This is a genomic window from Pedobacter lithocola, from assembly GCF_042650845.1.
Lineage (GTDB): Bacteria > Bacteroidota > Bacteroidia > Sphingobacteriales > Sphingobacteriaceae > Pedobacter > Pedobacter lithocola.
The window spans coordinates 612,364-631,738 of the sequence record NZ_JBHSBW010000007.1 but is presented as its reverse complement, the minus strand read 5'-3'; the positions used below and the strand labels follow the sequence as shown (position 1 = coordinate 631,738).

At 33.7% G+C, this 19,375-nt stretch carries 22 protein-coding genes; 11 read left to right on the top strand and 11 right to left on the bottom strand.

Translation table 11 applies throughout. From position 1 onward, the window contains the following. Positions 1-69: 69 nt before the first annotated feature. From bioA to ACFOWA_RS05045, 4 genes are read right to left on the bottom strand one after another with little or no spacing between them, the layout of a single operon-like run. On the bottom strand, positions 70-1,335 hold the full coding sequence (gene bioA, locus ACFOWA_RS05060; RefSeq protein WP_378982408.1) for an adenosylmethionine--8-amino-7-oxononanoate transaminase: 1,266 nt from the start codon (positions 1,333-1,335) through the stop codon (positions 70-72). Further along, entirely contained in the window at positions 1,332-2,177 is an 846-nt protein-coding gene (locus tag ACFOWA_RS05055) for a CPBP family intramembrane glutamic endopeptidase (RefSeq protein ID WP_378982406.1), read from the bottom strand. Before ACFOWA_RS05055 ends, bioA begins: the two co-directional genes overlap by 4 nt. Then, a complete protein-coding gene (locus tag ACFOWA_RS05050) occupies positions 2,167-2,622 on the bottom strand; it encodes an NUDIX domain-containing protein (protein ID WP_378982404.1) in 456 nt (151 codons plus the stop codon). The genes ACFOWA_RS05055 and ACFOWA_RS05050 overlap by 11 nt, the downstream gene beginning before the upstream one ends. After that, entirely contained in the window at positions 2,609-3,595 is a 987-nt protein-coding gene (locus ACFOWA_RS05045; RefSeq protein WP_378982402.1) for a cation diffusion facilitator family transporter, read from the bottom strand. Before ACFOWA_RS05045 ends, ACFOWA_RS05050 begins: the two co-directional genes overlap by 14 nt. Before the next feature lie 112 nt (positions 3,596-3,707). Here ACFOWA_RS05045 and ACFOWA_RS05040 point away from each other — a divergent pair, with 112 nt between their 5' ends. Beyond that, positions 3,708-4,904 carry a pyridoxal phosphate-dependent aminotransferase gene (locus ACFOWA_RS05040; protein ID WP_378982400.1) on the top strand — a complete coding sequence of 399 codons (1,197 nt, stop codon included), beginning with the start codon at positions 3,708-3,710 and terminating at the stop codon, positions 4,902-4,904. 76 nt (positions 4,905-4,980) lie between these two features. On the opposite strand, the gene ACFOWA_RS05035 is transcribed toward ACFOWA_RS05040, so the two are convergent. After that, complete coding sequence (locus ACFOWA_RS05035) at positions 4,981-6,225, bottom strand: ABC transporter permease (RefSeq protein ID WP_378982398.1); 1,245 nt, start codon at positions 6,223-6,225, stop codon at positions 4,981-4,983. Positions 6,226-6,435: 210 nt separating this feature from the next. On the opposite strand from ACFOWA_RS05035, the gene queA reads away from it, so the two are divergent. Both queA and ACFOWA_RS05025 read left to right on the top strand, forming a co-directional pair. Next, entirely contained in the window at positions 6,436-7,485 is a 1,050-nt protein-coding gene (gene queA, locus ACFOWA_RS05030) for a tRNA preQ1(34) S-adenosylmethionine ribosyltransferase-isomerase QueA (RefSeq protein WP_378982396.1), read from the top strand. 69 nt (positions 7,486-7,554) lie between these two features. Next, complete coding sequence (locus tag ACFOWA_RS05025) at positions 7,555-8,220, top strand: 2-C-methyl-D-erythritol 4-phosphate cytidylyltransferase (RefSeq protein WP_378982394.1); 666 nt, start codon at positions 7,555-7,557, stop codon at positions 8,218-8,220. Positions 8,221-8,309: 89 nt separating this feature from the next. On the opposite strand, the gene ACFOWA_RS05020 is transcribed toward ACFOWA_RS05025, so the two are convergent. The 6 genes from ACFOWA_RS05020 to ACFOWA_RS04995 form a co-directional block, all read right to left on the bottom strand. Further along, on the bottom strand, positions 8,310-8,468 hold the full coding sequence (locus ACFOWA_RS05020) for a lmo0937 family membrane protein (protein ID WP_010603502.1): 159 nt from the start codon (positions 8,466-8,468) through the stop codon (positions 8,310-8,312). A gap of 193 nt (positions 8,469-8,661) precedes the next feature. Continuing rightward, positions 8,662-8,883: a DUF2795 domain-containing protein gene (locus ACFOWA_RS05015; protein ID WP_010603503.1), complete on the bottom strand. Its 222-nt coding sequence runs from the start codon at positions 8,881-8,883 to the stop codon at positions 8,662-8,664. Between the two features lie 85 nt (positions 8,884-8,968). After that, positions 8,969-9,517, bottom strand: a complete 549-nt coding sequence (locus ACFOWA_RS05010; protein WP_378982391.1) for a cob(I)yrinic acid a,c-diamide adenosyltransferase — start codon at positions 9,515-9,517, stop codon at positions 8,969-8,971. A 55-nt stretch (positions 9,518-9,572) separates the two neighbouring features. Next, positions 9,573-10,331, bottom strand: coding sequence for an ABC transporter ATP-binding protein (locus tag ACFOWA_RS05005; protein WP_378982389.1), 759 nt, complete (start codon positions 10,329-10,331; stop codon positions 9,573-9,575). A gap of 102 nt (positions 10,332-10,433) precedes the next feature. Continuing rightward, positions 10,434-10,724: an Asp-tRNA(Asn)/Glu-tRNA(Gln) amidotransferase subunit GatC gene (gene gatC / locus ACFOWA_RS05000; RefSeq protein WP_378982387.1), complete on the bottom strand. Its 291-nt coding sequence runs from the start codon at positions 10,722-10,724 to the stop codon at positions 10,434-10,436. Continuing rightward, positions 10,721-11,449, bottom strand: coding sequence for a lysophospholipid acyltransferase family protein (locus ACFOWA_RS04995; protein ID WP_378982385.1), 729 nt, complete (start codon positions 11,447-11,449; stop codon positions 10,721-10,723). The genes gatC and ACFOWA_RS04995 overlap by 4 nt, the downstream gene beginning before the upstream one ends. A 148-nt stretch (positions 11,450-11,597) precedes the next feature. Between ACFOWA_RS04995 and trpS the strand changes: the two genes are divergently transcribed. From trpS to yidC, 8 genes are all read left to right on the top strand, one after another. Next, a complete protein-coding gene (trpS, locus tag ACFOWA_RS04990) occupies positions 11,598-12,596 on the top strand; it encodes a tryptophan--tRNA ligase (protein ID WP_378982383.1) in 999 nt (332 codons plus the stop codon). 57 nt (positions 12,597-12,653) lie between these two features. After that, positions 12,654-13,268: a deoxynucleoside kinase gene (locus ACFOWA_RS04985; RefSeq protein ID WP_123206351.1), complete on the top strand. Its 615-nt coding sequence runs from the start codon at positions 12,654-12,656 to the stop codon at positions 13,266-13,268. A 6-nt stretch (positions 13,269-13,274) separates the two neighbouring features. Further along, entirely contained in the window at positions 13,275-13,469 is a 195-nt protein-coding gene (locus ACFOWA_RS04980; RefSeq protein ID WP_378982381.1) for a DUF5808 domain-containing protein, read from the top strand. 31 nt (positions 13,470-13,500) lie between these two features. Next, positions 13,501-14,253, top strand: coding sequence for a 3-deoxy-manno-octulosonate cytidylyltransferase (kdsB, locus tag ACFOWA_RS04975; RefSeq protein ID WP_378984122.1), 753 nt, complete (start codon positions 13,501-13,503; stop codon positions 14,251-14,253). A gap of 160 nt (positions 14,254-14,413) precedes the next feature. Further along, positions 14,414-14,956: a hypothetical protein gene (locus ACFOWA_RS04970; RefSeq protein ID WP_378982379.1), complete on the top strand. Its 543-nt coding sequence runs from the start codon at positions 14,414-14,416 to the stop codon at positions 14,954-14,956. A 94-nt stretch (positions 14,957-15,050) separates the two neighbouring features. Beyond that, entirely contained in the window at positions 15,051-15,458 is a 408-nt protein-coding gene (locus ACFOWA_RS04965) for a glycosyl-4,4'-diaponeurosporenoate acyltransferase CrtO family protein (protein ID WP_378984120.1), read from the top strand. A 337-nt stretch (positions 15,459-15,795) separates the two neighbouring features. Then, on the top strand, positions 15,796-17,421 hold the full coding sequence (locus ACFOWA_RS04960) for a CTP synthase (protein ID WP_378982377.1): 1,626 nt from the start codon (positions 15,796-15,798) through the stop codon (positions 17,419-17,421). A 9-nt stretch (positions 17,422-17,430) separates the two neighbouring features. After that, complete coding sequence (yidC, locus tag ACFOWA_RS04955) at positions 17,431-19,239, top strand: membrane protein insertase YidC (RefSeq protein WP_378982375.1); 1,809 nt, start codon at positions 17,431-17,433, stop codon at positions 19,237-19,239. Positions 19,240-19,375: the final 136 nt, after the last annotated feature.

Genomic DNA, 19,375 nt, shown 5'->3' with positions numbered 1-19,375 from the left:
GGTCGTAAAGAAAATTACTTCCCGTATCTGGTTATAAATACTTTAAATTAATTTAGAGTAGTAAACATCTTAGATTTCATCCAATGCGCTTTTTATTGCGACATAAACGTAATCTAAATCTTCATTACTGATAACATAAGGTGGAAGTATGTAAATGATGTTTCCAAGCGGTCGTAAAATAATTCCTTTGTTTAAAAAGTAATTATAAAGTAGGTTTCGAAGATTGCTCAAGTAAGATGTTTCATTTCCGGTTTCCCATTCTATGGCTATAATTGTTCCGGTTTGCCGAATTGCTTTTACTTTATGATGCGATTTAATCTCTTCTAAAAACACGGTATGCTTCGCTTCAATTCGCCTTATATTTTGCAGCGTTTCATCTTTTAAAAGGATATCTAAACTGGCCAAAGATGCGACACATGCAATTGGATTTGCCGTAAACGAATGACCGTGGTAAAGCGTTTTTAGCTTATCATCACTTAAAAAAGCTTCGAAAATTTCATTGGTACAAGTGGTTACACCTAAAGGCATTGTTCCACCGGTTAAGCCCTTACTTAAGCAAAAGATATCTGGTTTGTTTTTTAATTTTTCGCAAGCAAAATAAGTTCCTGTTCTACCAAACCCTGTCATCACTTCATCTGCAATGGTTAAAATATGCGATGATTTGCAGGTAGAAATTAGCTCATCAAGATACTTAGCCTCGTACATCAGCATCCCTGCAGAGCCAAGTATTAATGGTTCAAATATAAAACATGCGGCTTCCAATGTCAGATCTGATATTTGCTTTTTGATACCTTCAATATTACCTGCATTGGGTAAATCAATAAACTCCACATCAAATAATAAACTATTAAAAGCATCGGTAAAAATACTACGACCGCTAACTGACATGGCACCAAATGTATCGCCATGATAGGCGTTTTTGAAAGCTAAGATTTTGGTTTTAGGCTTTTGCTTATTATCCCAAAATTGCAAACACATTTTCAAAGCTACTTCAACAGCTGTAGAGCCATTATCGGTATAAAATACCTTTTCTTGTTTCCCTGGCAATAATGGCAACAGTCTCTCCGCCAGTAAAACAGCGGGCTCATGCGTAAAACCAGCAAAAATAACGTGTTCTAAAACACTTAATTGTTCTGAAACCTTTTGTGCAATATGTGGGTGAGCGTGACCATGAATATTTACCCACCAAGATGAAACAGCATCGATATATTTATTTCCATCTTCATCAAAAACATAAACACCTTCACCTCTAACAATTGGTATATGCGGCAAAGCATTTTTCATTTGCGTATAAGGGTGCCAGATTAATTTTTTATCTCTTTCTACTAAACTCATAAAGCTTCTATTTCTTTTACTGGTATTATTCTTTGATTAAATAAGAGCCAAAAAATATAAATAATTAAAATTATGGTGCAAACTGCTGAGCCTTCGATACCAAATATTCCGCCTGAAAGTATTGGATTGCCAACTGGCTTAGCTGCAATTAAACCCGATTGAGCTAAACCACTAACTTTAAAACCTAATAAATTGCCTTGTGTAAAATTCCAAGCAAAATGAATTCCTACTGCCCACCAAATATTTCCTTTTTGCAAAGTTATAATTGAAAATAAAATACCACATAAAGTAATATTGGCCATTGCCAAAGCAGAAAAACCAGGATTGGTATAATGAATTAAACCAAATAAAATACCATTACATAAAACCGTAACCGGAACAAGATATCTTTCGGCGAAAACAACTAATGGAAAACTTCTGAACGTAAATTCCTCAAAAACACCCACCAAAATAAAAAACAGTAAATAGCCTGCAATATTTAATGGAAGTATTTTTGTTGAAGTAAATTCTACAGAATTAAGAAAATACATAATTGTTGCACAAATACCAATTAGCAAAAAACCAATAGAACTTCCTCTAAAAAATGGAATTAATGCGTTTCTTTTAATAAATATAGTTTCGAAATTTCTAGCTGGATAAATTTGGAAAATCATAAGCAAAGCACCAACAACAATCAATATTGCTGCAAACTCAAAAAAAAGCTGACTAAATAAATCATCAGAAAATTTGAAAATTTCAAATTGAAATAGTACGCTAAACGGAACTGACCAAAGAAAAATAAAGAAAAGAAAAATGAGAACCCGAAGAATAGGTTTAAGGTAATAAAGAAATTTATTTTCCATTAACCGCAAATTTTTCTTTTAAAAGAGTAACTACAGTTTTATCTGTTTTAAAGGTTATGCTGTCGATTGATAAATCATTTATTTTTACCCATCTAAAAGATTGTAAAATTTCACCTTCACCATCAAAATCAAAAATTTTTGTTTTAAAAGCGAGTTTGAGTGGAGATTTTTCTTTAACTAAGTAATAGACACTGATAACTTGGCTATCGTTAAATGATGATTTTTCGAAGAAATCTGTTGTGTAAAAGTGAGAAATCACATCAACTTCAGCATTGCATTCTTCAACAAATTCACGTTTTAAACCATCAATTAAACCTTCTCCAAATTCTAACCCACCTCCAGGAAATTTACTAAAACGAAAGCCATATTCTTGTTCGTCGCTTACCAAAACTTCATTATGCTGATTGATTAGCAAACCATAAATCCTAACATTAAAGTAACTCATTTTCGAAATGTTTTTTGTTTTTAATTACGATTTCTGGTGTCCACATTATTTCTTTTTTAAATGCCTCTGCCCTTACCGGGCAATCGCTCATGTGGCAATAATTACAACATTCTGGTAAACAAGGGTCGGCATGAATAAATAGTTCAGCCTTTCTAAATCCGTTCTTATTTATCAACTCATCAATTTGAGAAATCTCTTTGTGTACTTTAGTTAAATCAAAATAATAAGGCAAAGTTACGTGGCAATCGATATGGAATTCTGGACCATATTGCTGTGTACGCAAGTTATGAACATCAATCCATGGTTTATGGCGGTTCTTTTGTAAAACATCCACAACTTCTTCAACCAAGGTGAAATCGCTTTCATCCATTAAACCACCAACAGAACCTCTTGTTAATTTATAGCCAGAATATACAATATAAAACCCCACCAAGACCGATAATAAACTATCAAACCAAATAATATTTGTTAGCTGTATTAATATCAAACCAATAACTATTGCTGCACTGGTATAAGTATCAGTTAAAAGATGTTTTCCATCTGCCTGAAGCGTTACAGAATGCTCGGCCCTACCCACATTAATCAGGTACAGACCAACAATCATATTGATTAGTCCGGTTATACCAATAATTAAAGTACCTTCTAACAATTGACCAACCGCATGAGGATAAATTAAATTATAAGACGATTTAAAAATTATGATAACACCTGCTATCAGAATAAGAATACCCTCTACAAAAGCAGAAAAGAATTCTACTTTCCCATGCCCGTAAGGATGATTTTCGTCTCTTGGTTGTGTACTTAGATAAATGCTATAGAAGGCAAAGCTTCCTGCAATTACGTTAACAATACTTTCTGCTGCATCAGTTAAAATTGCGTTTGAGCCGGTTATAAAATATGCTACAAATTTGGCAAGCATTAATACAACACTAACTACTAAAGAAATTACAATTGCTCGCTTTTTTACCGTCACAAGGATTTTTTTTCAAAAATACGGTTATAGAATAAAATAAATGATAAAAACTCTGCCTTTTTTAGTGCAGAATAATATTTGGTTTATATATTTGCGCTCAAAGTAATTAACCATGAGCACCTTATCTAAAAGAATCAACAATCTATCAGAATCTGCAACCCTTAAAATGACCAAACTTGGTCGTGAATTAGCATCAAAGGGTATAAATATTATAAGTTTAAGCGTAGGTGAGCCTGATTTTAACACTCCAGAACATGTAAAAACTGCTGCAAAAAAAGCATTAGATGATAATTTTACACGCTACTCTCCTGTTCCAGGATATCCAGATTTACGCCAAGCCATTGTTAATAAACTTAAAACAGAGAATAATCTCGACTATGACATTTCTCAAATTGTAGTTTCTACCGGTGCGAAACAATCATTATCAAATGTAATATTAACCCTTATCGATCCTGATGATGAAGTAATTATTCCAACACCATATTGGGTTTCATACTCGGAAATGGTAGTTTTAGCAGAAGGTAAATCTGTTTTTATTGATACAGACATCGAAAGCAATTTTAAAATTACACCAGAACAATTAGAGGCTGCAATAACGCCGAAATCGAAATTGTTTATGTTTTCATCGCCATGTAACCCAACAGGTTCGGTTTATAGTAAGGATGAATTGGCTGCATTGGTAAAGGTTTTTGAGAAATACCCAAATATTTATATCCTATCTGATGAGATTTACGAACATATTAATTTCGTGGATAAACATGAGTCTATAGCTCAATTTGAAAGCATTAAAGACAGGGTAATCGTGGTAAATGGCTTTTCGAAAGCATTTGCTATGACAGGTTGGAGATTAGGTTACATTGCCGCTAACAAAGAAATTGCCGCAGCTAATGATAAATTACAAGGCCAAACAACCTCAGGGACGTGTTCTATTGCGCAAAGGGCAGGAATAGTTGCTTATGAGCAAGGATTAGAAAGCGTATTAGAAATGAAAGAAGCTTTTTTACGCCGCAGAGAACTTGTATTTAATCTATTAAATGAGATTCCGGGTGTAAAAACTAATCTTCCTGATGGTGCTTTTTATTTCTTCCCTGAAATTAGTTCGTTTTTTGGAAAGCAAGATGCTGATGGAAATGTGATTAAAGATTCATCTGATTTAGCACTATACCTTTTAAATGTTGGTCATGTAGCAACCGTTGGTGGCGATTCTTTTGGCAATAACAATTACATCCGTTTATCTTACGCAGCATCAGATGAAAGTTTAATTGAAGCGTTAAAAAGAATAAAAGATGCATTAGGCAAATTAAGTTAATAGATTTTAATATGAAAAAAAATCCTTCGTTAGTGAGTTTAACGAAGGATTTTTTGTTTTGAACTTAAATATTCTACTAACTTCTAATCGCCTCAACCGGATCTAGCCTCGAGGCTGAATATGCCGGCCAAAAGCCTGATATTGTTCCGATAACAACTGAAATACCAATACCCAACACAATATTATCAACTCCCAAAATAATGTGAAAATCTGTTATGGCACCAATAGCCATCGCTAGTAAAAAGACGAGCAACAAACCAAGCAAACCACCTAAAATACACAGTGAAATGGCTTCGAAAATAAATTGAAGTAATATAAAATATCGTTTGGCGCCTAATGATTTTTGTATGCCGATTATATTTGTACGCTCTTTTACGGATACAAACATGATATTTGCAATACTAAAACCACCAACGAGGATAGAAAAACCACCTATAACCCAACCTGCAATATTTACAACATCGAACATTTTATTCAGTTGGTTAGATAAAATTGTAGTTTTATTCAAGGCAAAATCATCTTCTTGGTTTGGTCTTAAGCGATGTATAGATCGCATTACACCTTTAAGCTCACTTTCTACTTCTTCTAAACTTACATTTTCAGAACCGCGAACCGTTATTTGTGGATTATAACGTTCATTTTGAATATCTAAAATTCCTTTAGCGAAATTAATAGGAATGTTAACGCTTTTATCTAATGATGTTCCAAGCATATCTTCTCCCTCTTTTACAAACACACCGATAACGGTAACCCTTCTTCCTAAAATCTGAACTTGTTTTCCAACCGGTTCATCCGAGCCAAATAAACCTTCAGCTATTTCTGCTCCGATTAAGCATACTGGCGTACCATTACTACTTTCATTTTCAGTAAAATACCTACCAGATTGCAATTCAAAATTCCAGGTTTTATTAAAATCCTGTGATGCTGCCGAAACAGAAATTCCTTCTACAGAACCGCTTCTGTATTTAATTGTTCTATTACCGGTAGAAATTTCGAAGGTTATACCATCTGCATTTCCCATCCGTTCTTTTAACATTTCAAAATCTCGTATGGATGGTTCCGGACGGTTTGCATATTTCCACCATGGATAATTATCACCGAAACTCCACGGCCATTTTTGAATATAAATGGTGTTTGAACCTAATTTATCTACGCTTGCTTGCAGTTTACCTCGAAAAGTATCAACGCCTGAAAAAACAAAAATGATTACAAAAATACCAATGGTTATCGCTAATAGAGATAACATTGTACGTAATTTGTTTTGGCGCAATGCATCAAATGCAAAACGAAAACTCTCGCCGATTAGCCTGAAAATTATCATAATTGTGATTTAGACACCAAGATGTAGAAAAGGTTACAGCTCATATTCAAAACTAAATAATTTTACATCAACAAATAATTAATTCTTTATAAATAGCCTTTTTTACTGCTAAATAATTAATTAAAACATATTTTCGTATAAATGCGTTGGTTAAAATAACAAAAAGAAAAATTTAATTCGTATTTTTGCACCTCAAAAAATTCATCAAGAATGAAATTATCACAATTCAAATTTAATTTACCAGAGTCATTAATTGCCAACAATCCTGCTGAACAACGCGATGAAGCACGTTTAATGGTTTTGCATAAAGACAGCGGCAAAATTGAACATAAAATTTTTAAAGACGTTTTAGGTTATTTCGATGACAAAGACGTAATGATATTAAACAACACTAAAGTTTTTCCTGCTCGCTTATACGGAAATAAAGAAAAAACAGGTGCAACAATCGAGGTTTTTTTGCTTCGTGAATTGAATAAAGAATTACGTTTGTGGGATGTTTTAGTAGATCCTGCCCGTAAAATCCGTGTTGGAAATAAATTATATTTTGGCGACGATGATTTACTTGTTGCTGAAGTTGTTGATAACACAACATCTCGTGGGCGTACAATTCGTTTTCTATTTGAAGGAACAGATGAAGAATTTAGACGTAATGTCGAAATTTTAGGCGAAACACCACTTCCTAAATACATCAAACGTAAAGCTACTGCCGAAGATAAAGAACGTTACCAAACAATATTTGCTAAACATGAAGGCGCTGTAGCTGCACCAACAGCTGGCTTACATTTTAGTCGTGAGTTAATGAAACGCCTTGAACTTAAAGGTGTAGAATTTGCTGAAGTTACACTGCATGTAGGTTTGGGTACTTTTAGAACTGTTGAGGTTGAAGATTTAACCAAACACAAAATGGATTCTGAGCAATTCATCATCGAACAAAAAGATGCGAATATTGTAAACAGAGCCTTAGAAGAAAAAAGAAGAATTTGTGCAGTAGGTACAACTTCTATGCGTTCTATCGAATCTGCAGTTTCTGCTAACAGAACACTTAAGGCGGCTAATGATTGGACGAGTAAGTTTATATTTCCTCCTTACGAATTCAACATTGCAAATTCAATGATTACCAATTTTCACACACCAGAATCTACTTTATTAATGATGGTAAGTGCTTTTGGTGGTTACGAAAATGTAATGAATGCTTACGAAGTAGCAGTTAAAGAAAAATATAAATTCTATAGCTATGGTGATGCCATGCTAATAATATAGATTCAAGTAGCTAATATCAAGTATCAAGAATTTTCTCGATACTTGATATTTATTTTTAGATACTGAATTATGAAATACTATGCTGTAATTGTAGCAGGCGGTTCGGGCAATCGGATGCAAACCGAAACTCCAAAACAATTTCTATTGCTTAAAAACCTCCCGGTTTTAATGCACACTTTAAAAGCATTTGCTCAAAGTGAATACCAACCTTTAATACTTCTAGTGTTAAACAAAAACCAGCAACCCTATTGGTTAAGGCTATGTGAAGAGTTTAATTTTCGAATACCGCATACGGTGATAGATGGCGGTTCAGAACGTTTCCAGTCTGTAAAAAATGCTATAAACCATCTTGATGATGATGGGGTTGTTGCTGTTCACGATGCTGTTAGACCGATAATTTCTACAAAACTTATTGATAATTGCTTTAAATATGCCTTAGAAAAAGGTAACGTTATTGCTGCCGTACAATCTACAGATAGTGTTAGAAAGTTGAGGGATGATAAAACTAGCGCATTAAATAGGAATGAAATTTATTTAGTACAAACTCCACAAGCTTTTACTTTGGATATATTAAAAGAGGCTTACAAACAAGATTTCTCACCTCATTTTACCGATGACGCAAGTGTGGTTGAATTGGCTGGTTATGAAATAAATATAATAGAAGGTGAAAGAAACAATATCAAAATTACACACCCTATAGATCTTGAACTCGCAGAATTATTAATGAAAAAATAAAAAATGGAGCCTCAATTAAGAGACTCCATTTTTATTTCGTTTTGTTTAAGGCAATAATATTAAGAAGATCAATAATTGATCCTTATATCTTACGTTGCTCTACCAATAACTTTTAGCAAAATTGCAATAACTGCAATTACTAATAAAACGTGAATGATGTTACCTACATCACCGAAGCCGTGGAATAAAAAACCAATCACCCATAGTATAACTAATACTACTGCGACTAAATACAATAAATTTCCCATTGTGATAATTTTTTTAGTGAGTTAAAATGTTGCACTATTAACACACGTAATTCTTGTTTTGTTTAAAAAATGTAAAATTAATTTACAATCAATTGTATATCAAATAATTACTTGTACATATAGTCTAATTCACATTATAATTCAAGCTGTAAAAAAAAAGCTCCTGATTTTATCAAGAGCTTCTAGGCTTTAATTAATATTCATCCTCGTTGAAGAAAAAATCTTCTTTAGTAGGATAATCAGGCCAAATTTCTTCAATAGTTTCGTAAGGCTCGCCGTCATCTTCTAATGCTTGTAAATTTTCAATAACTTCTACAGGTGCGCCAGAACGAATACCGTAATCAATTAATTCATCTTTTGTTGCAGGCCATGGTGCGTCTTCCAGGTGGGAAGCTAATTCTAGTGTCCAATACATATCTTCAATTCAATTAAATTCTTATTCTTAATAATGCGCAAAGTATATTAAAATTTTTGAGCAAAACAAACTTATTTTTCCACTATTAAATTCGCGGAATCCAAATGTTTTCTTCGGTTCCAAAATCTAAGTTAAGTTTTCTTGCTAAAACAAATAAATAATCACTCAATCGGTTTAGGTAAATGGTTACTTTATCTTCAACAAAACTACTCGCAGCCAGTTCCACACTTAATCTTTCTGCTCTCCTGCATACACAACGGGCAACATGACAATAAGAAACTACAGTATTGCCACCAGGTAAAACAAAATGCTTTAAGGCAGGCAATGCTTCGTTCATTTCATCCATCTCCTTTTCCAATAAGATTATATCTTCATCATGCAAATCAGGAATTTTCATACTAGATTTTTCCGGATCGGCGGCTAGAGACGAGCCAATTGTAAACAACCTATCTTGAATTTCTTTTAATAAGTTTTGATATTGTGGGTTAATTTCCTGGCACATAATCAAACCGATATACGAATTTAATTCGTCAACGGTTCCATAGGTTTCTATCCTCACATGACTTTTGGCCACACGGGTTCCTCCTATTAATGAAGTTTGTCCTTTATCACCTGTTTTGGTATAGATTTTCATAGTATGTCAATCCTCAAATTAAGGATTTATTGTGGGTTTGGATTTTACGAAAAGATTAATCCATTTTTTCCCAATCGCTACCGCTTTCATTTAAAGCAGCTAAACGTGGAGAAACGGATTTAATATTGATGTTTGCATGGTCGCTTTCTATTAAACCATCCCTCATCCTAACAATACGGTGAGCATGCAAAGCGATATCTTCCTCATGAGTAACCAGAATTATGGTGTTGCCTTTACTATGAATTTCTTCTAACAATCCCATAATTTCTACTGATGTTTTGGTATCCAAATTACCTGTTGGCTCATCTGCCAGAATAATCGAAGGATCGTTAATTAATGCTCTGGCAACCGCAACACGTTGGCGTTGTCCACCTGATAATTCATTAGGTTTATGGTCCATACGATTACCTAAACCGACGTTTTCAAGTGCTTTCTTTGCTCTAGCATCTCTATCCTTTTTACTATTTCCGGCGTAAATTAAAGGTAAAGCCACATTATCTAAAGATGTTGAGCGTGGCAAAAGATTAAATGTTTGAAACACAAAGCCGATTTCCTGATTACGAACTTCTGCAAGCGCATCATCCGTCATATGGCTTACATCGGTCCCATTTAAAACATAGGTGCCGCTTGATGGTGTATCCAGGCAACCTAAAATATTCATTAAGGTAGATTTTCCTGAACCTGATGGACCCATTAACGCAACAAACTCGCCTTTGTTTATATCTAAACTTACTGATTTTAATGCATGGATTACTTCTGTACCGATAACATATTTACGACCAATTTCCTTAATTGTAATAAGCGGTTGCGACATAGTTTTTATTTTTTAGACAAGCTTAAAGGTGTAGATGTTACATAAACATTAAAATTTATGATAAACCTGTGAAGCTTAATCATGTGATTAAAGCAATGTAAACTATTTTTCGATTATTTTAGGAACCATAAAAAATTGTTCATTATGCTTGGCTGCATTTTTTAATCCGTCTAAAGTTGATATTTCTTGATTAACTAAATCTTCACGCCAAACATTTGTAGATTCATTCATGTAAACCAATGGTTTAACATGCTCAGTATCCAATTCGTTTAGTTTTTCCATAAACGATAAGATTTTATTCATTTCAGGAATGAGTGTTTCAACCTCTTTCTCGTCAATATGAATTCGTGCCAAATCGGCAATTTTATGGATTGTTTTAGCGTCTAAGTTCATATTATAAGTTTACTATCAATTAAATTAAAAACTTTGTTCTTCAGATTTTCTGCATCAGCATCAGTTAATCCTGCAGTGTTAATGGGTTTGTGGACGTAAATATCGCAAATTCCCGGCTTACTTCCATATTTCGCACCATCATCCCAATTAATTTTCCACACGTTGGTAATGCTAACGGGTATTAGTTGGATGTTTTTATCGATGGCTAAACGAAATGGTCCGTTTTTAAACTCCCCCAGCTTGGGTGGATAATGATCATCAATCTTACCCTCAGGAAAAATAATTAAGCTCATACCCTTTTCTAAGTTTTCGCCAGCCTTTTTAAAAGCCCTAAATGCTGAAATTTTGCTATCTCGGTTAACTGAAATATCAATCGTTTTAAAGAAAATACCCAGTACGGGGCTATTTAATAACTCATCTTTTCCCATAAAATGATATCTTCCCCTCGCCAGAATGCATAAAATCATAATGTCAAGGTTAGAACTATGGTTGGCGCAATAGATATAGGTTTGATTTGGATTTAGTTTTTCTTCAAATTTAAAATTGTAAAATACACCAGCTAATGCACTACAAATAAAACTATTTGTTGCTCTGCAGAAATTTAAAATACCATAATATTTTGGATTACGCGAGGTAATTAAATATATCGGATAGAAAAGAAAAAAGGTAAAGAATATCCAAAAGAGAAACCATACCCGATGTATTTGCCTAAAAAACTTAATCATAGATTTTCAAATGTATAAAATAGATGGATAATTTTTAGTTTCTGTGTATTTTAGTGCATTAGCTGTTTTCTTTAAATTACATATCCATCTGATAAATATGAACCTTTGATACGCTTTACAAGTATTTTATTTTTAATTTCGTGCCATTATGAAAGAAACAGTGGTGAGCGGCATTCGCTCTACAGGCAAATTACATTTAGGTAATTATTATGGTGCAGTAAAAAATTTTGTGCAAATGCAAAACGATTACAACTGCTATTTTTTTATTGCAGATTTGCACTCTTTAACCACACACCCCACTCCTGCCGATTTACATGGAAATATTAAACATGTTTTAGTTGAATACCTTGCCAGCGGAATCGACCCTGAAAATAGTACCATTTACATACAAAGTGATGTTCCGGAAATAGCTGAACTATATTTGTACTTGAACATGAATGCTTACATGGGCGAGCTTGAACGTAGTACATCATTTAAAGATAAAGTGCGTGCTAACCCCGATAATGTTAATGCAGGCTTACTTACTTATCCTGTTTTAATGGCTGCAGATATATTGATACACAAGGCTACAAAAGTACCTGTTGGTAAAGATCAAGAGCAACATTTAGAAATGGCTCGTACTTTTGGTAACCGATTTAATAGATTATACAATACCGAATTTTTTCCTGAGCCTTATGCATTTAGCTTTACAGAAAAGCTTGTAAAAGTTCCTGGCTTAGATGGCAAAGGAAAGATGGGAAAATCGGAAGGTGAAGCTAATGCAGTTTATTTATCCGATGATCCGGAAACCATTCGTAAAAAAGTAATGAGAGCTGTAAGTGATGGCGGTCCGACTGAAGAAAATCAAGCTAAACCAGAACCAATACAAAATCTATTTGATTTAATGAAAGTGGTTTCAAGCGAAGATACACACGAACATTTTGAAGATTTGTATAGCAAAATGCAAATACGGTATGGTGATTTTAAGAAACAACTTGCAGAAGATATGATTATTGCAACCGCACCAATGCGAGAACGAATTCAAGATATTGCTAAAGATGATTCTTACTTGAGGCAAGTTGCTAAACACGGGGCTTTAAAAGCACGTGAAAGCGCACAAAAAACCTTGCGAGAAGTACGCAGTTTAATCGGATTTAAAAGTTTTTAATATTAGCAACTTTAAGGTTTAGAGCAAGAAGCTAGCCTTAATCTAAAATAAGAAAAAATGCATATAGCAATTGTAGGCAATATAGGCGCTGGCAAAACCACTCTAACTGGTTTATTGGCAAAAAATTATGGATGGGAAGCTTTATACGAAGCTGTTGATAACAACCCTTACCTGGAAGATTTTTATAGCGATATGAAACGTTGGAGTTTTAACCTTCAAATTTATTTTCTGAACAGTAGATTTCAACAAATTACAGAAATTGAAACTAATAAAAGAAATGTAATTCAGGATAGAACCATTTACGAAGATGCATACATTTTTGCTGATAATTTGCATGATATGGCGTTAATGACCACTCGCGACCATGATAATTATCGTGCTATTTTTGATAACATTACATCATTTATCAAACCGCCTGATTTGTTGGTTTACCTGCGGGCATCAGTGCCAACTTTAGTGAATAACATTCAGCGCCGTGGAAGAGAATATGAGGCAGGTATTCGTATAGATTATTTATCTAAACTAAATGAAAAATACGAATCGTGGATTAAGGGCTATAACTTAGGGAAATTATTAATTTTAGATAAAGACAAGCTTGATTTCACTAACAATCCTGAAGATTTAGGTACGGTAATTCAATCCATCGAAGCAGAAATTAATGGCTTATTTTAAGGCAAAATGAAAAAAGATTTTCGACACGATAATCCTGAAAATTGGAAATGGGGTATTTTTTATTTCAATAGACAAGATTCAAGATTTATTGTTCCAAAACATATTGAGGCATTAGGATGGACGCTAAATTTTGCGCATCCAATTTCTTATCTAATTTTTGGGTTAATCATTGCATTTATAGGTTATAAAATATTTCAATAGTATGAGTCTTGATAACGCTACATCAAAAAATATAAAGGTTATTGGAATCATTCCAGCCCGTTTTGCTTCTACCCGATTTCCTGGCAAACCGTTGGTTGATATTGCTGGAAAAAGCATGATTCAGCGTGTGTATGAACAGGCTTGTAAATCGCAAAGTTTATCTAAAGTGGTCATTGCTACAGATGATGAACGCATTGCTGATGAGGTTAAAAAATTTGGTGGCGAGTATATTTTTACGGCATCACAACATCAAAGTGGAACAGATAGATGCGCTGAGGTTATTGAAAATTTGCCTGATTTTGAAGTTGTAATTAACATTCAAGGAGATGAACCATTTATAGAACCTGCCCAAATTGATTTATTAGTAAGCTGTTTTACAGAAGCAAAAGTACAATTGGCTACGCTAATTAAACCTATTGAAAGCCAAGAAAGCATTTATAATCCTAATAGTCCGAAAGTGGTGATTGATGTAAATGGCAGAGCAATGTATTTTAGTCGCAGCCCTATTCCCTTTATAAGAAATGGCGAGCCCGGCGTTTGGGCAGAAAAGCATAAATTTTACAAACACATAGGCATTTACGGTTACAGAACAGAATCACTTAAAGCCATTACTAAACTTCCTCCATCATCATTAGAAATAGCCGAAAGCCTTGAGCAATTGCGTTGGATAGAAAATGGATTTTACATTCAAACTAAAGTTACCGATTTAGAAACCGTTGCAATAGATACACCAGAAGACCTCAAAAAACTAAACAAGCTGTTAAAAGCCTTAAAATTAGAGTAATAGAGAAAATTTCTATAATTGTTATGCTCGTTATGGTATTTATAAAATATGTTAAACAGTTCCGTTTTAATCAATTACTCAAAATTTCTAGTCAATAATTATAATTAGGACAAATTTGTTCGTCAAAATTTTACTATTTTGGGGAATATTCTAGTTTATCATGAAAAAATTATGCTTTCTGCTTCTCATTTCTATTTTGATGATTTCTGCCTGTACAAATAATAGCAAAACAGAGGGCGATTCCATCGAGTTTAAAAATGTTAATTCTAGCATAACCAAATCCTTTTCGAGTTTTAAAACTGTAGACACGTTTAAAATAGAACTTATTGGCAGAAAGCCTGAAGACATGATGCTCCATTTTACCATTACAAATGCCGAGGGTAAAGAGATATACAATACAGAATTAAAAGGAACAGATTTAGTAGGAAATACAGACCCAAATATTGATTTATCAAAAGAAAAAGACCAGATTATTTTTCTTAAAACCATAACCAGCAATTTCTTTAGCGACGATAATTTCTTAGAGCCCGCTGTAATGCCTGATGATAAGGCTGATAATAACGCCCCAGATAAGGCACTCTATGAAGAATTAAAGAAATCGGGTTTAAATGGTTTTAAATACCGCCTAGGTAAAGAAGACAATCTTTATATCGCTTGGAGTGAGAAAGAACAAAAGGTGAAAATTTATTATAAATGTTGTTAAAATTATTGGCCATAATTGACATCAAGCTTTATTTTAAGTGATACGATATCTAACATTAAGCATCTCCCTAACATTTCTTTCTTGGATTGTTGGGATGATTATAAACGCTTTTTTAAATAAAACAACCTTTTACAACAAACATCTAATCAATCTTAATTTTATCAAAAGCACCAGACTGAACAAACTAATTGGAGTCTATTTAATTAAATGGATTGTAAAAAATACTTTCTTCAAATTTTTTAATCCCAACTTAAAAATGAAAAGAAAAATGGAACTCAACGAGTTGGAGAATCTAAGAAAGGAAATGACTTTTGCTGAAATAAATCATTTAATTGCTTTTATATGCTTAACCATATTTGCAATTTTTAAAGTTCTTCATGGTTATTTTTTATTAGCATTATTGTTGATGTTTGTTAACACTTTAATGAATTTATATCCATCGTTGCTGCAGCAAGAAAATAAAAGACGAATAGATAAATTAAAGAAATTATTTATAAGCTAGTGATTTGGCACAATGCAGCCGCAGTAAATTGCAATGAATTGAGTTAATTAAATCCGGTTGAAGCGATATCCTTTTTGGCGCTCCTAACTTCCATTTCAGCAAAAACACTCAGCAAAAAGATTTAGCGAAAATCGGGATAAACATTAATAAAATTTACTGCAGTTGCTTTACAAAAGAAATAACTTAGGATAGATTTTCAACTAATTTCCTCAATCACACAACATTATCATATTTAAAATTACCTAGTTTTATTTCTGTGCAAACGGGTATTTTTACTACCTTTGTACCCCGTACAAAAAGCAACATTTATTTGCCTTTGTTGCATAAATTCAGAAACATGACTAAGTATATTTTTGTTACGGGCGGTGTTACTTCCTCTTTGGGTAAGGGCATCATTTCCGCTTCTTTAGCTAAACTTTTACAGGCACGAGGTTATCGTGTAACCATTCAAAAATTCGATCCGTACATTAATATCGACCCAGGAACTTTAAATCCTTATGAACATGGCGAATGCTTTGTTACCGAAGATGGCGCTGAAACAGATTTAGATTTAGGCCATTACGAACGTTTTCTTAACGTACCAACTTCTCAGGCAAACAACATTACTACAGGTCGCATTTATCAAAACGTTATTAATAAAGAGCGTAAAGGCGAATATTTGGGCAAAACAGTGCAGGTTGTACCACACATTACCGATGAAATTAAGCGTAATATGCGCATTTTAGGTGAAAGTGGAGATTACGACATCGTAATTACTGAACTTGGTGGTACTGTCGGCGATATCGAATCTTTACCTTTTATCGAAGCTGTTCGTCAGTTTAAATGGGAACAAGGCAGTAGCAATGCTATTGTAATTCACTTAACGCTTGTTCCGTATTTAGCAGCGGCTGGTGAATTAAAAACTAAACCTACTCAGCACTCTGTTAAAGCATTGTTAGAATATGGAATTCAGCCGGATATTCTGGTTTGCCGTACCGAACATCATATTTCTCAAGACATCAGAAAAAAAATTGCACTTTTTTGTAACGTTAACGTTAATGCAGTAATCGAATCTATGGATGCATCTACAATTTACGATGTGCCTTTGCTGATGTTAAAAGAACAATTAGATAAAACAGTTTTAGCTAAATTAAAACTTCCGACTAAAAACGAACCTGATATGGAAAGTTGGAAAGACTTTCTTGGCAGGTTAAAAAACCCAACTGCCGATGTTAAAATTGGCTTGATTGGTAAATATGTAGAGTTACCTGATGCCTATAAATCTATCATTGAATCCTTCGTGCATGCAGGTTCGAAAAACGAATGCAAGGTTAGAGTTGAGTACATCCACTCTGAAGGAATTTTTCCAGATAATGTGAAAGAAAAGCTTGGGCATTTGCAAGGTGTTTTAGTTGCGCCAGGTTTTGGTAGCCGAGGTATCGAAGGTAAAATTGATGCCATTAAATTCGTTCGCGAAAATAATATTCCTTTCTTCGGTATTTGCTTAGGCATGCAATGTGCCGTTATTGAATACGGGCGTAATGTATTGGGTTTAAAAGATGCCCATACCGTTGAAATTGAAGAAAATGCTAAAAATCCTGTTATTAACATGATGGAAGAGCAAAAAAAGATAACAAATAAAGGTGGTACTATGCGTTTGGGCTCGTATCCATGCGATATCAAAAAAGGCACAAAAGCATTTGCAATTTATGGCAAACAGCACATTAACGAGCGTCACCGCCATCGTTACGAATTTAATAACGACTATTTAAAGCAATATGAAGATGCTGGAATGATTGCCTCGGGTATGAATCCGGAATCTGGCCTAGTAGAAATTATTGAATTAAAAAACCACCCTTTTTTCGTAGGCGGACAGTTCCACCCCGAATTAAAATCAACAGTAGCAAATCCTCACCCACTTTTTGTTAAATTTGTGGCCGCTGCAATGGAGTATGCTAAAAAAAACAAATTAACGGCAGCATAAAATTTAATAATGGATAGAAATACCTTTACAGGATTATTCCTGATTATGATCATCTTGGGCGGATCATTCTACTTCTTCAGACCAAGTGAAGCAGAACTAAAAAAAGCCAAAGAAACTGAAAAAATAGATTCTCTAAAAAAAGCAGGTGTTGTTGTAGCGCCAAAAGATACTGTAATTAAAGCAACGCCTACAAGTCCTGTAGTTGATTCACTTGCATTAAAAGGTCCATTCGGAACAGCTATTGCAGGCACAGAAGCTAAAACTGTTTTAGAAAATGAAAACCTGCTAATTACGCTAACCAATAAAGGCGGTAAAATATTATCGGTACAAATTAAAGGTCAGAAAACTTTTGATGGCAAACCATTAATTCTTTTTGATGGTGGAGCAAATAAATTCGGCTTAAATTTAAACGCTGCTGGAAAAGTTATCAATACAAATGATTTATACTTTACGCCAACTAAAGCAGGAAGTACAGTAGCCATGCGTGCAAATTATGGCGCTAATGCTTATGTAGAATTTACTTACGATTTAAAGGCTTTAAGTAATAAAGTTGCATTTAACGTTAATTTGGTTGGTTTACAACAAGTTATATCTGGCAACACCATCGGTTTAAATTGGGAGGCAACTTTGCTTCAACAAGAAAAATCAATTGAAAGTGAACACCGTTACTCTGCTCCATATTATAAATACGCCGATGGTGATGTCGATCATCTAAGTGTTTCTAAAGATGAGAAAGAAGAATTAACTAAAGGTAAAATTCAGTGGGTTTCCTTTAAACAACACTTTTTCTCGGCAACCTTAATTTCTAAGCAAGCATTTGAAAAAGGAAGTTTAGAAGTTAAAATACCAACCACACCTGGTCAGATTAAATTTTATGGTGCAAATATGCAATTGCCCTATACACATTTAACTAACCAAGCCTACCAAATGGAATTCTATTTTGGCACAAACAAATTCTCAGCTTTAAAAGCTCAGGGTTACGATTTGGAGCAACAAGTAGATATGGGTTACTGGCCATTAAAATACGTTAACCGTTTTATAGTATTACCGGTATTCAACTTTTTAAATGGTTTCGGCTGGAACTATGGTTTAATTATTTTCGCACTTACAATTTTATTAAAACTTGCACTTTCACCATTAACTTATAAGTCATATCTATCGATGGCTAAAATGAGGGTTTTAAAGCCTGAAATGGATGAAATTAAAGCTAAAGTTGGTGAAGATAACCCTACGTTAGTTCAACAAGAATATTTAAAATTATACAAGAAGGCCGGGGTAAATCCACTCGGCGGTTGTTTACCTATGGTTCTACAACTTCCATTGGTTATGGCATTTTTCTTCTTCTTCCCGAATTTATTCGAGCTTAGACAAGAAAGTTTCCTTTGGATGAAAGACTTATCTACTTATGATGAATTTATCCGTTTTGGCGTTAAAATTCCATTTATTGGCGACCACTTAAGTTTAATGTGTGTATTGATGACCATCTCTACACTTATCATGACGTATTTTAACAATCAGGTTTCAGGTGCTACAGGGCAAATGAAATACATTGGTTACATTATGCCGGTAATTTTCTTGGGTGTATTAAATAGCTATCCATCAGGATTAAACTATTATTATTTCTTAGCCAACTTAATGACTTTCGGTCAGCAGTTTTTAATCCGTAAAATGGTTGATGATGATAAAATTCATGCTTTAATTCAGCAAAATAAAGCCAGACCAGCTGATGAGAAAAAGAAGAAATCTAAATTTCAACAACGTTTAGATGATTACATGCGTCAACAACAGCAGCAATTACCTGCAAAAGGAAAAAAATAACATTCTAAAAAAGAATTATTGATTATTAAAAAACCCGAATGCTTAAATTGCATTCGGGTTTTTTATTTATTACTTATTTAAAATCCGATATTTTGTAATATTTGGCATACATCCTTTCTAATCAGCTAAAAAATTA

Bases quoted from the DNA above. Each gene is read 5' to 3' on its own strand.
- bioA (WP_378982408.1), bottom strand. From the start codon at position 1,335: ATGAGTTTAGTAGAAAGAGATAAAAAATTAATCTGGCACCCTTATACG.
- ACFOWA_RS05055 (WP_378982406.1), bottom strand. From the start codon at position 2,177: ATGGAAAATAAATTTCTTTATTACCTTAAACCTATTCTTCGGGTTCTC.
- ACFOWA_RS05050 (WP_378982404.1), bottom strand. From the start codon at position 2,622: ATGAGTTACTTTAATGTTAGGATTTATGGTTTGCTAATCAATCAGCAT.
- ACFOWA_RS05040 (WP_378982400.1), top strand. From the start codon at position 3,708: ATGAGCACCTTATCTAAAAGAATCAACAATCTATCAGAATCTGCAACC.
- ACFOWA_RS05035 (WP_378982398.1), bottom strand. From the start codon at position 6,225: ATGATAATTTTCAGGCTAATCGGCGAGAGTTTTCGTTTTGCATTTGAT.
- queA (WP_378982396.1), top strand. From the start codon at position 6,436: ATGAAATTATCACAATTCAAATTTAATTTACCAGAGTCATTAATTGCC.
- ACFOWA_RS05025 (WP_378982394.1), top strand. From the start codon at position 7,555: ATGAAATACTATGCTGTAATTGTAGCAGGCGGTTCGGGCAATCGGATG.
- ACFOWA_RS05020 (WP_010603502.1), bottom strand. From the start codon at position 8,468: ATGGGAAATTTATTGTATTTAGTCGCAGTAGTATTAGTTATACTATGG.
- ACFOWA_RS05015 (WP_010603503.1), bottom strand. From the start codon at position 8,883: ATGTATTGGACACTAGAATTAGCTTCCCACCTGGAAGACGCACCATGG.
- ACFOWA_RS05010 (WP_378982391.1), bottom strand. From the start codon at position 9,517: ATGAAAATCTATACCAAAACAGGTGATAAAGGACAAACTTCATTAATA.
- ACFOWA_RS05005 (WP_378982389.1), bottom strand. From the start codon at position 10,331: ATGTCGCAACCGCTTATTACAATTAAGGAAATTGGTCGTAAATATGTT.
- gatC (WP_378982387.1), bottom strand. From the start codon at position 10,724: ATGAACTTAGACGCTAAAACAATCCATAAAATTGCCGATTTGGCACGA.
- ACFOWA_RS04995 (WP_378982385.1), bottom strand. From the start codon at position 11,449: ATGATTAAGTTTTTTAGGCAAATACATCGGGTATGGTTTCTCTTTTGG.
- trpS (WP_378982383.1), top strand. From the start codon at position 11,598: ATGAAAGAAACAGTGGTGAGCGGCATTCGCTCTACAGGCAAATTACAT.
- ACFOWA_RS04985 (WP_123206351.1), top strand. From the start codon at position 12,654: ATGCATATAGCAATTGTAGGCAATATAGGCGCTGGCAAAACCACTCTA.
- ACFOWA_RS04980 (WP_378982381.1), top strand. From the start codon at position 13,275: ATGAAAAAAGATTTTCGACACGATAATCCTGAAAATTGGAAATGGGGT.
- ACFOWA_RS04970 (WP_378982379.1), top strand. From the start codon at position 14,414: ATGAAAAAATTATGCTTTCTGCTTCTCATTTCTATTTTGATGATTTCT.
- ACFOWA_RS04965 (WP_378984120.1), top strand. From the start codon at position 15,051: ATGATTATAAACGCTTTTTTAAATAAAACAACCTTTTACAACAAACAT.
- ACFOWA_RS04960 (WP_378982377.1), top strand. From the start codon at position 15,796: ATGACTAAGTATATTTTTGTTACGGGCGGTGTTACTTCCTCTTTGGGT.
- yidC (WP_378982375.1), top strand. From the start codon at position 17,431: ATGGATAGAAATACCTTTACAGGATTATTCCTGATTATGATCATCTTG.